Genomic DNA, 11843 nt, shown 5'->3' with positions numbered 1-11843 from the left:
CGTCATGCCCTTTGGAATGGAGGATTCTGTGCGCTGGAAGGACACGTACGCTCCCCGCATCGGGGACCTCCTTGATTCGTGGGCTGCTTCAGCCGGGATTATCACCACCTTTCCGCGTTTCGGGCAACCGATTTACGTCGTGCGCGGGCCGGACCCGGCACCTCAACCGCAGCTCAGCGCACTCCGCCCCGCCGTCCACTCCCCGCCACCAGAGCCCTCCCGCCTCGGGGCCGGGCAGCATCTCGGTCACCAGCACCTCGGCCGGCTCACGTCTCGCCAGGTCCTCCACGGCGAGGGGGTCGCAGAGGTCCATGTAGAGGGGGCGGGGGTCGGCGGGGTGGTGAACGAAGACGTACCGGGGCAGGCCGCGCTCCTGACATCGCCGGTGAAAGACCACCCACCGGTCGAAGGCGTCCGCACCCCGCTCCTCGGGCAGGGGAAACCGCCAGCGGGCCCGCTGGTAGACGAGATCGTCGATCATGATGCGCGGAGTGTGAGCACCCAGACCAACCCACGGCAGAACGGGGCAGCCGCCGCGCCCGCCGACGAGACCGTCGCACCGGGCTGGGCCGTCGTCGTGCAGGCCGGCCAGTAGCCAGGTCGCCTGGCTCAGGTCCGCACCCACGGCCATCAGCTCGGGCCCGGGCAGTCCGGGCTCTGGCCCTTCGTCTGCCCACAGCGCGGCGGTGGCCGCGGCCACGTCCCGGCCGCTCAGCCGGATGACCTCCGCCTGGCGGGCCTGGGCGGCGAGCCCGGTCAGGACGTCGCGGAGCACTTGCGCGTCCCCTCGCCGGGCGAGCCGGTCGGCCAGGCACCACAGCGGCAGCACCGAGGACAGCGCCTCCCGCAACCGGCTCAGCGCCGGTTCCCCGATGACCACCCGCTCACCGGACGCACCTGCCGACGGTCCGTCAGACCCGCTCGCCCGCTCATCGTGCCCGCACGACCACTCCTCACCACCCGCCCTCGACCCGCACCCGCCAAACCGGCTCGACCCCTCCTCACCACCCGCCCTCGACCCGAACTCCCCGAACCGGCTGGACCGTTCCTCATCGCACGCACCCAGCCGCTGCTCACCGGCCTCGCCCGGCCACTGCTCACCGATCGGCACCTCGGCCGCCCAGGACACCTCGCGCACCTCGTGGGCCTCACACCCCTCACACCTGTCCAGCCTCGATGGCCCGACCAGGCGGCCACGATCAGCCCGTACACCACGCCCCTCACGCCCCTCGACGGCCGGCCACTCCCCTACCTGCGGCGCATCGGGGCTTTCCTGGTCGAAGCGGGCGTAGAGCAGAGGGCCGCCGGCACTGGCAACTAAGCGGCGCAGGTGACGGTGGGCGGCGGCGGTCAGCAGTCGTGACCGTCGCGCCGTGCCGTCCCCCGGCCGCCGGGCCAAAGGTCGTTTCGCGATGGCCCGGTAGAAGTCGGGGTCGGTGAGGAAGACCGCGTGCCGTACGACATCGTCGTCATACGCTTCGGCGACGACCCGCCGGGTGGCTAGCCGGGCGGCGGCGTGCGCGCTCCTGGCGGCGGCCCGCGCCGCGCCCGCCGCCACGACGGCCGACTGCCAGCGCCGCACCCGCTCGGCCAGCCCGAGCGCGTCCAGCAGCCGAATCTCGTCACCGCTCAGCGGTGCACCGGCCCGCACGCTCTTCAGGCACCGCCGGGCAAGAGCACGCTGGTCAGCCGACAGGCGCAGCACCGCATCCCGCAAGGGCGCGGCACTCCGCTCGAACAGGTCCCGCTCGGCCGACAACCGCCGGTCGGCGGCGAGCAGCCGTTCGGTGAGCCGCCGCAGATCGGGATGCCCCAGACCGTCCAGCAACCGTACGGGCAGCCCGGTGGTACGCACCCCCGCCCACGGATACAACTCGACGACCACCTCTCCCCCACCGACCGGAACCCGCCACGAGAGCCCGTCCCCGCCGAACGAGCCCTCACCACTGCTTCCGGCCCCCCCTTCGCCATCCCAGCAGCCGGCCACGCCCTGGCCATCAGGACCCTCGGGGACGTCCCGGTCACCCGGGTGTGCGGCCATGTCCGGGTCGCCACAACCACCGGCCACACCCTGATCGCCACAGCCGCAGGTCACGTTCTGGCCACCGCCTTCCGTTCTGAAGCCGTGTGCCGCCGCAGGACCTAAGGTCAGCCCGCTCATCCCCGCCCCCTCAGCACACCGGCCTCGGCCAGGCCGGTCGTCAGCCAGGCGCGGGCTCCGGCGGTGAGGCCGTCGAGGGCGTGGGGGTCGGCGGCGGCGAGCCGGGAGACGGGCGCGACCAGGCCCTGGTGGAGCCGGAACGAGCGCCCAGAACGCAGGCTCACCGCGAACGTCTCCCGCCCGTCGGGCCCCGAGTCCGCCACCACCTCCGCGCACGGATCCCACACACACGCGGGCGATGACGGCGCACCGGCGATGGAGCAGGCGGCCAGGCGGCCGGGCGGCAACCCGGGGAGCCGGTCGCGCCAGTGACCGATCAGGGTCCGTACCTCGCGCGCCCCCATGGTCTCCGGCGCGGCGAAATCGATCCATCGGGCCAGGTCATCGGCGGCGGGCGGCGGAAACCGTACGCTCTGCCCGGCCCACACCGACCGGATCCCCATCCGGTACGGCCGCAGCCCGGCCGCCCGCACCCCACCGGGCCCGTCCGCCAGCAGTTCCAGCGACTCCCCCACGACACCGGCGGCCATCCCCGGCGCCCCGACGGCCAGCTCGCAGGCCACCGGTACCTCGGCAGGGAGGGCGGCCAGCAGCCGCCGCAGGTTGACGGTCATGCCGTTCAGGCCGGTCACGGCGGCCAGGAAGTCGATCCGGGTCATGCTGATCGTCAGCCCACGGCAGCGGCCCAGCGCCTCCGGCGGGAAGGCCGCCACCCGCGCCGCGTCCAGCCACCCGGCCCACGGACCCGTCGCGGGCGGCTGGTCCTTGCCGGTCAGCCAGCGCACGGGTTCGACGGGCCGCGAGAAGCCACCGTCCGTGGAGGTCCCGCGCACGCCGGTGCCCGTGAGGGAGGCCGCCGCCGGGGCGTACCAGATGGGCCTGATCACCCGTTCGGGTGTCCGCTCCCGCCACTCGACCCCGGCCAGCGCGGGCACCCGGCGTAGCGCCGCGACCTGCTCGGCCACCAGCCGCCCGCACAGCGTCACCCGGTGCGCCCCCAGCGCCCGCACCAGCGCGAACGCGGCCGGGAGCTGCTGTTCGGCGTCCACCACCACGTGCGCCCGCCGCCCCGCGGCGGCCTCGGCGGCCAGGCCGAGCTCGGGGCCGAACAGCTCGCACCGGTCGGCCGCGCCGAGCACGTCCCTGCTGCTCTGGGTGCTGCCCTCGGCCAGCTCCAGGTCGTCGATGGTGAGCCGGACGGCGGGGTCGGCGGCCAGCCGCAGCGCCGTGCCGATCGCTCTCAGGTGGGCCTCGTCGAACGCCTTCCGTTCGAGAATGGCCGCCGCCGCCCGCCCGAACAGCCCGGTACGCGACCGCGCGGAGCGCAACCGGCGGGGGTCGGCGAGCCGCTGGACGAGGTGCTCGTTGAGATCGAGCACCTCCGCCCCGGCCGGTGGCACGACTTCGGTGGTGAAGTCGGTGAACGGGGGAACCACGTACAGGTCCATCAACCACCCTCTCCAGGCCAGGGGTACGGGTGCGCACGCCCCTCGGACACGGACTGCTCGCGCGGCTGGGCCGTCACCCGGAGGCCGGGCGGCTCCGGACCGAACCACTCGCCGCCGGCCGGGCGCGAGCCACCCGGCCTGCCGATCGAGTCGTCCGGCCCTTCCCCGGAGCCGCCCAGCCGCGCGACCGCGCCGTCCCGCCGCCGCTGCGGGGCGGCCGGTCCGGCGGGCGCGGCCGCCGGTCTGTGGCGGTGGGACGGCCGGGGGTCGTGGCGGACGCTCCGGGCGGGTCGCAGGTAGACGCAGCGCAGCTCGGCGGGGAAGCGCTGCTCTTTCTCCCGCAGCCAGCAGTCCTCCGGCCCGGGCAGCACCTCCGTCACCGTGAGCCGATCGGCGGTGCCGGCCAGGCGTCCCAGCCCTTCGATGAGGGCCGGTGAGCGGGTGTCGACGTAGATGGGCCTGCGCTCGCGCGGCGACGCGGCGAAGAACGTGGGCGGCAGGTCGTGGGTCTCCCGGAGCCGCGCCATGGCGACCAGCAGCTCGCGATCGCCCGCGGCCTGCCCGAGCGCGTCGAACGAGGTCCGGCCGACCCGCCAGCGCCGCCGCGAGATGACGACGTTGTCCCAGGTCAGACGGGGAACGCGGGGCAGGTCGCCGAGCCGGATCCGGCGGAGCCTGGGCAGGGCCAGCGCCGTGTGCAGGGCCGTGTCGTGCTCGCCGTTGTGGAACATCAGCGGCTCGTCCATGCCCTTGGCGTGCAGGACGGCGCGGCGGCCGTCGCTGTGGACGTACAGCTCGTCGAGTCCGATGCGGCGCCGCATCGGGTCGGCCGCCACGCCGCCGAGCTCCAGCACCGGCCCTGGCAGCTCCAGCGGCGGCAGGCCGTTGGTGCGGCGCGCGATGACGTTGAGCGCGGTGAACCCCGACAGTGCCCGCCGGATCTCGGTGTCCCGTTCGGCCAGGCACGCGGCGCTCTCCTCGTGGAACTGCAGCGCCCACGGCGTGAGCAGCACCCCGTCGTGCAGGTCGCCGAGGACCAGCGGGGTCCTGCCCGGCTCGTACGCCTCCAGCGAGGGCGCGGCGACCATGACGTCGGCCGTGCAGAGCACGGGCGCGGCCGGCGCGGCGGGCTCGTCGAGCAGGCCCGCGAGGTTGAGCACGGTGGCTCCGGCGGGCGCGTCGCGCACGATGGCCGCGATCCGGGCCGCGAGCCGGTCGTCGTGCTGGACCTCCAGGTCGCCGGTCGCGCGCAGCGCCTCGGACAGTTCGAACGTGCCCGCGCCGAGCCGCGCGGCGAGCAACCGGTTGGTACGCACCCTGGTCAGCTCGGCCTCCCCCGCCAGCAGGTCAAGCACGCGCGGCACCCGGCGCTCGAGGTCGGCCGCCAGCCCCTCGCCGGCCGTGACCCGCAGCGTGCCGGCGGCGGCCTCGTGCACGATCACCCGGTCATCGCGCCGCCCGCCCCCGGCCAGGGCCTCGATCCGCCGCTGGACGGCCAGCTTCACGTCGGGCGAGGCGGTGGGGTATTGCCCGAGCAGCTCGGCGATCTCGCCGACGCGCCGCCCCAGGGGCAGGTCGGCGTCCGTCGGGGGCCGCCCGGCGAGGGCGCGCCTGCCCTGCGGGGGAACGTCCGTATGCGGGCCGCGCCGGGCGGAGTGCCCGTCGGACCCGTGGGGAAAGCCGCACTCGCAGGACAGGCTGGGCGGTTTTCGGCCCTCACGGCCTGGTGACCCGGGTCCTGGCCGGGTCATCGGGACACCCGCCGCCGTCAGCCGTTCGAGCAGCCAGCCGAGGGTGTCGGGGATGGTGGCGGGCGGGCAGAGGTCGTGGGTGAGCAGTCCGCGGCGCACCGCCACGGCCAGCGCCGCCGACGCCCGTTCCAGGCCTGTCCCCGACTCGGCGGCGATCTCGGCCAGCGTGCGGTCGCCGTCGCACCACGCCACGAACGCGGCCCCGTCGAGCACGTCTCCCGCCCACGTCTTGCGCCGCGGCACCAGCCGCGCCACCAGCCCGGAGTCGGCCAGGATGCGCTGCTGGAGCGCCTCGCCCACCCGCGCGGCGGGGAACGCCACCCGCCGCGGGCACGCGCGATGCCCCTCCCAGGTGTATCCGCTGGCCCGGCCGGGCTCGATGGTGGCGTAGTTGATCGGCCCGAAGCAGCCCGACGTGCCGCACTTGGCGGACAGCTCCTGCAGGTGGCCCGCGAGCTCCCGGCGCGTCCTGCCGCCCTTGGCCCCGCGCCGCAGCTCCCGGTAGAGCCCCGGCGCGGAGCACACGAGCGCGTCGAGGAACCGCTCGTCGGTCACCACGCCGCTCACGGCCGCCCGGACGAGCGCCGCGTCCCCCGCCGCCAGGCCGGTCAGCGTGAGGCGGGCCTCCTCCAGCAGACCGGTCGCCTTGTTCCAGGCGACGAGCCAGTCGTCAGGGCCGGGGGCGCCGGCCGGCAGGGGGCGCAGGTCGCGCAGGCGGCTGCGCAGACCACGCGACAGCCGCCCGCTTCCCGCCGAGCCGGTGGGCGAGCCGGCCCGGCGGGCGTCATCGCTCGTCGCGCCGTGGGCGGGCGCGTCGGCGAGCAGGTCGAGGGCCTGCCTCTCCAGCCGTACGACCGTCGCGGCCGTCTCCGCCGCCCTGGGGTAGGCGAGGGACAGGACGAGCTCCCAGGGGAACCCCGCGCTCCGTACGACCACGGTGGGCAGCAGGGTCCAGTCGTGCTCGATCACGCGGTTTCCTTTCCTGACATTAATCGGGAGCGGTGACGCCTCAACTCAGATGCTTACAAGATCATTTTTCTCTGTCAATAAGTTCGCCGATTAAAAGAAAATGAGAACTCACAATTCACCGGACCGCGCCTCGCGGAGGATTACCCGCCAACACAAACAAACCCCGCCATAAAGGGCACCACTGTTTACTTTGCGTAGCGTCTCGCCCTATCCTGCCTGTACACAGCGTCAGAGCGACCCGCAGCCGCACATTCACCGCGGCCGTCGAGCCGCGCATTCGGCCGGTATTCAAAACGCCTGACGCGCATTCTCCGAGCCGTTAAGACAATGGTTTCCATTACGGCACTCATTCGCATCAGGGCAAGGTGCGGTCAAGGGCGCGCGCCAGAAGGCGGGACAGGCGAAACGGACTGATAGAAGATGACATGGGGGGTGAGGGGATCGGTGACGGACGACAAGCGGCACCAGGGCGGCGAGCCGGGGCGGCTCACGACGCCGGTGTTCGCGGTGGGCCTCGTCCTCATCACCGCGGTGGTGGCCGCGCTCGACGTGACCACGGGCACGGCCGTGCGACTGTGGCCGCTGCTGATCTTCCTGCCCGCGATCGTCTCGGGCCTGGGCACGGTGTGGCAGACGGCCATCGCCTCGATGTGGGTCGTGCTGGTGGAGGGCGGGATCGTCGCCTACCTCGGCGGCGAGGTGGACGACAACCTGCTGGCGGCCGGGTTCACGGCGCTGTTCGGCGTGGTGAGCGTGATCGGGTGCCGATACCGGGTGCGGCGCGAGGAGGAGGTGCGCCGGCTGCGCTCGGCGGCGGCCGCCCTGCAGCGGCTGATCGTGCGGCCGCTGCCACTGCGTACCGCGGAGGTGCTCATCGACGGCCTCTACCAGCCGGTGGAGGAGGACACGATGGTCGGCGGCGACATGTACGACGTCGCCCCCTCCCGACACGGGACACGGGTGCTGATCGCGGACGTCCAGGGCAAGGGCCCGCCCGCGATCGGCACGGCGCTGGCCGTGCTGGGGTCGTTCAGGGAGGCGGCCTACCGGGAGGCCGCGCTCACCGACGTCGTGGCCGCCCTGGAGAACTCCGTGGTCAGGCAGAACGGGTTCGCCACGCACACCGGCGAGCCCGAGCGCATGGTCACCGCGCTCCTGCTGGACATCGGCCCCGGACAGACGGTCGAGGCGGTCGACTGCGGGCACATCGCCCCCTTCGTCATCCACGACGGCGACGTCCGGCAGGTGGACCTCGGCGAGCCCGACGTGCCCCTCGGTCTCGCGGACCTGACGACGTCGCGGCGGCGGGGGGCGCGTTTCACGTTCCCGCCGGGCGCGACGCTGCTGCTGTGCACCGACGGCGTCACCGAGGCCCGCGACCCCGGCGGCGCCTTCTACCCGCTGGAGGAGCGGCTGCGCGCCTGGGCCCGCGACCCGCCGGCGAACCTGGCCGCGGCGCTCGGCGACGACCTGCGGGCCTTCACCATGACCGTCCCGCGCGACGACATCGCCATCCTCACCCTGTCACGGCGGGGTCACGGCGAGCAGGGTCACGGCGGGCAGGGTGGATCGTAGGGCAGTCCGGGTAGGTACCGGTTCCATTCGGTGGCCGTGATCGGGTCGCCGGCCACGGCGCAGACGTGCGTCGCGACCCGCTCGGCGTCCATGCTCCACAGCCGAACCGCCTTGTCGGCCCCTCCGGCGGCGAGGATCTTCCCGTCGGGGCTGAAGCCGACCATCCACACGGAGTTGGTCAGCCCGGCCAGGTTGGCGTACGTGGTGGCGCGGGCGGGGTCGCGCATGTCCCACAGCCACACGGTGCCGTCCCCGCTGCCGGCCGCGAGCAGGCCCCCGCCGGGGCTGAAGCTCAGCCAGTAGACGATGTTGTTGGGCCCGGTGAGCGGTCTGCCGACCGGGCGGGGACGGCGCGGGTCGCTGATGTCCCACAGGCGGACCGTCTTGTCGGCGCCACCGGCGGCCAGCAGGTGCCCGCTCAGGGCCACGGAGTAGACCTCCTGGGTGTGGCCGGTCAGCGGCGGGGCGACGCGGACGGGGTGCGCGCGGTCGGTGACGTCCCACAGGTAGGCGTTGTTGTCGCCGCTCCCGGCGGCGAGCAGGCGGCCGTCCGCGCTGAAGGCGGTGGCGTACACGTTGGCGCCGGCGTCGTCGAGTGTCTTCAGCGGGACCGGGCTGCCGGGGTCGGTGACGTCCCACAGCCGTACGGTGGCGTCGTCACTGGCCGCGGCCACGGTGCGGCCGTCGGGGGCGAAGGCCACCGACTCGATGTTGGCTTTCGCGCCGGTCAGCGGGGGTTCCAGCCGGATCGGCCGGCCGGGGGTCGCGGACGTCGAACAGGTGGACGGGGCCGTCCAGGGTGCCCGCCGCGACGAGCCCGCCGCCGGGCCGCTGCGCCGCCGCTCCGGACAGGCCCAGGCCGGTCGGTACGCTCATCGGCGGGCCGAGCGGGGCCGGCCGGCGGGGGTCGGCGATGTCGTACAGCCGCACCGTCTCGTCGGAGCCGTCGGCGCCGACCAGCAGGTGGCGGCCGTCGGTGCCGATGGCGGCGGTGAACACCGTGTCCTTCGGGTCGGTGATGAGCGGTCCCGGGAGCGTCCAGAGGCGGGTGGTGCCGTCCTCGGCGGTGGTGATCAGGCGGTTCGCGTCGAGGAAGCGGGCCTCGGCCACGGGGGCGGGGTGCGGCAGGAGGGCGATGGTGCGGCGGGTGGCCAGGTCCCATACCCACGCCTTGTTGTCGGAGCTGGCCACCGCGAGGGTCTTGCCGTCGGGGCTGAAGTCGGCGAAGTTCACCAGCCCGGCGGGGCCTTCGATGGGCGCGCCGAGACGGGCGGGCCGCCCGGGCCTGGTCACGTCGTAGAGCCGGACGGTCTTCTCCTCGCCGCTCGCGGCCACCGCGAGGGTCGCGCCGCCGGGCGCGAACGTCAGGTGCAGCACGCTGCTCGAACCGCTGATGGGCGCGCCGACCCGGACGGGCCGCGCCGGATCGGTCAGGTCCCACAGGCGCACGGTGTGGTCGGCGCTCCCGGCGGCCAGCAGCCTGCCATCGGGGCTGAAGACGACCGTCTGAACGGTGCCGGAATGGCCGGTCAGGGGCGCGCCGAGGCGCCGGGGCCGGCGCGGGTCGGCGACGTCGTAGACCGTCACGGTGCCGTTCGAGCCGCCGGCGGCCAGGATCCGGCCGTCCGGGCTGTAGGCGGGGGCCGCGCCGCCGGGGCTGGTGATCGGCGCGCTGATGGGGGCGGGCCTGGCGGGGTCGGCGACGTCCCAGAGCCTGACCGTCCCGGCCTCGGCGAAGGCGGCCAGCGTACGGCCGTCGGGGCTGAAGACGAGCGTCCGCGACGGCTCCGTAGCGACCGGCGCCCCGAGCGCGACGGCCGCACCCGAACCCGGTGGGATGCGCCAGAGCCTGAGCGTGGCGTCGGCCGTCGCCATGAGACGGCCGTCCGAGCTGAAGGCCATCCGCCGTGGCACGCCCGCCGGGCCCAGCAGCCGGGTCACCGACGGCCCGCCGTACGCGCTCAGCAGGCTGGAACGGGCCTCGACCGTCGGCGCCACCCGGTACGCGGTCAGCGCGATCTGCGCGGCCAGCCCCGGATCGCTGCCCCGCAGGCGGTCGGCGTCGGCGGCGAGCTGGCGGGACACCGCCATGTCGCGTTCCTCGGTGAGCGTACGCTGGCCGCGCAGGGCCAGCCCGGTGGCCGTCACCGTGAGCAGCACGAGCGTGGCCAGCACCGCCACCAGCGAGCGCAGCCGCCTGGTGCGCCGCCGCGCCACCCGCAGCCCCTCCTCCTCCAGCCCGATGGAGGCCGCCAGGAAGTCGCGGGTCGAGGACGACAGCTCGTCCCGGTGCCCGCTGTCCGCCCACTCGCGCACGGCCGCCAGCCGGGCGCCCCGGTAGAGGGAGGCGGGATCGCGCCCCTCGCGCTGCCAGGCGAGGGCCGCGTCGGCGAACTGCTGCGCCACGATGAGGCCGGCCCGGTCGGCGTCGATCCAGGCGCGCAGCCGGGGCCAGGCGTGGATCAGGGCCTCGTGGGTGATCTCCACGGCGTCGGAGCCGACGGTGATCAGCCGCCGCTCGACGAACGTGTCCAGGACGTCCTGGAGCTCCTCGGACGCGGTGTGGCCGGTGTCGGACAGCAGTCGTTCCAGGGTCAGGCGGCGGCGTGAGTCGGCCATGTCGTCGGCGACGTGCACCAGCCGGATGAAGATCCGCCGGGCCAGGCTCCGCTGGGCGGGCGTGAGCTCCGCGTACGCCAGCTCGGCCGTGTCCGCGACCGCGCCGCTGATGCCGCCGCAGCCCCGGTAGTCGGGCACGGTGAGCCGGCGGCCGCGGCTGCGCTGCCAGGTGGCCAGCAGCGCGTACGACAGCAGCGGCAGCGCGCCCGCGTCGTGGGCCGCGCCCGTGCCGCCCTCGGCGGTGAGGGGGCGCAGGTCGCGCAGGAGCAGCTCGACCAGGCCGTCCTCGATGTCGAGCCGGGCCTTCCTGGCGGGGCCGACGATCACCTCGCGCAGTTCGTCCTCGGTCATGGGGCCGATGACGACCTGGCCCTCCTGCATGGCGCGGGCCAGGCGGGGGAAGCGCAGGACGTGGGGGTAGAAGTCGGCGCGCACGCCGAGCACGACGAGGGCGCCGCCCTTCTGGTCGGCCGCCGCGCACAGGGCGTCCGCGAACGCCCGCCGCTCGCCGTGGTCGGCACAGGCCGTGAAGATCTCTTCGAACTGGTCCACCACGATCACCAACCGGCCGTCCCCGGCTCCGGCCCGCGTGAGCAGCGCTTCCGCGTCCCCGCCGCCGTCCGGGACGAGCGGGGTGAGGCCGGCGGTCAGGGTGTGGAGGGGATGGGTGCCGGGGGTGAGGAGGATCACGGGCCAGGTGGCCGAGCCCTCTCCCAGCTCCCCCCGCCGCAGCGCCGGGATCAGCCCCGCGCGCAGCACCGACGACTTGCCCGACCCCGACGGCCCGACCGCGACCAGCGGGCCCGTCGTGCCGGACGCCCTGGCCCGTAGCTCTCGTACGAGATGCCGGACGACCCGGTCGCGGCCGTGGAACCAGCCGGCGTGCTCGGCCTGGAAGCTCTCCAGCCCGCGATACGGGCTCGGCGCCCCCGCGGGCCGGCGCCCCGGCGCCCGCCTGACCTCGGCGAGCCGCTCCAGCCACAGCTCCACCACGGCAGGCTCGTTCACGCCGCAGACCTTGAGTATCCGTATCAGCACATCCGGCTGGGTCGCGGGCGGCAGATGCGCCCCGCCGAAATAATCCCCAGCCGTGCTGTCAGGAATTCCGGCCCCTCTCGCCACGTCTCTGACGGTCAGCCCGGCGCGCTCGCGTAATGTCGTCAGCGCCCGCGCGAATCCGTTTCTGGTGGCGACCCGCTCAATTATGGTGCGGCCGGATCTCGTCCATTCATCGGCCATGGCGTTCTCTATCCGCGAGCCAATAGGAGGGCCCAGTGTAACCCGCCCGAATGGTCTGGGCCCGCCCGCCAGGAGACGCGG

6 protein-coding genes are annotated in these 11843 nt (G+C 74.4%); 1 reads left to right on the top strand and 5 read right to left on the bottom strand.

Annotation, left to right across the window (positions count from 1 at the left end):
* Positions 1-88: 88 nt before the first annotated feature.
* The 3 genes from C4V41_RS43190 to C4V41_RS43180 form a co-directional block, all read right to left on the bottom strand.
* Positions 89-2041 (bottom strand): lantibiotic dehydratase, encoded by a 1953-nt coding sequence (locus C4V41_RS43190; RefSeq protein ID WP_146104000.1) that lies wholly within the window; start codon positions 2039-2041, stop codon positions 89-91.
* A 116-nt stretch (positions 2042-2157) separates the two neighbouring features.
* The gene (locus C4V41_RS43185) at positions 2158-3609 is read right to left on the bottom strand and encodes a hypothetical protein (RefSeq protein WP_103961831.1); all 1452 of its coding nucleotides are present in this window, start codon (positions 3607-3609) and stop codon (positions 2158-2160) included.
* Positions 3609-6329 carry a lantibiotic dehydratase gene (locus C4V41_RS43180; protein ID WP_103961830.1) on the bottom strand — a complete coding sequence of 907 codons (2721 nt, stop codon included), beginning with the start codon at positions 6327-6329 and terminating at the stop codon, positions 3609-3611. Before C4V41_RS43180 ends, C4V41_RS43185 begins: the two co-directional genes overlap by 1 nt.
* 444 nt (positions 6330-6773) lie before the next feature.
* Here C4V41_RS43180 and C4V41_RS43175 point away from each other — a divergent pair, with 444 nt between their 5' ends.
* Positions 6774-7904, top strand: coding sequence for a PP2C family protein-serine/threonine phosphatase (locus C4V41_RS43175; RefSeq protein ID WP_235030747.1), 1131 nt, complete (start codon positions 6774-6776; stop codon positions 7902-7904).
* Here the strand turns inward: C4V41_RS43175 and C4V41_RS43170 are convergent.
* Complete coding sequence (locus C4V41_RS43170; protein WP_103961828.1) at positions 7880-8605, bottom strand: WD40 repeat domain-containing protein; 726 nt, start codon at positions 8603-8605, stop codon at positions 7880-7882. The two genes, C4V41_RS43175 and C4V41_RS43170, sit on opposite strands and share 25 nt — an antisense overlap.
* Positions 8562-11762: an nSTAND1 domain-containing NTPase gene (locus tag C4V41_RS43165; protein WP_160150581.1), complete on the bottom strand. Its 3201-nt coding sequence runs from the start codon at positions 11760-11762 to the stop codon at positions 8562-8564. The genes C4V41_RS43170 and C4V41_RS43165 overlap by 44 nt, the downstream gene beginning before the upstream one ends.
* Between the last annotated feature and the right edge of the window lie 81 nt (positions 11763-11843).

Origin of the sequence: Nonomuraea solani (assembly GCF_900108335.1) — a bacterium.
Taxonomy (GTDB): Bacteria; Actinomycetota; Actinomycetes; order Streptosporangiales; family Streptosporangiaceae; genus Nonomuraea; species Nonomuraea solani.
Note: the sequence above shows the minus strand (reverse complement) of the source record. Positions and strands in the feature narration are given on the sequence as shown.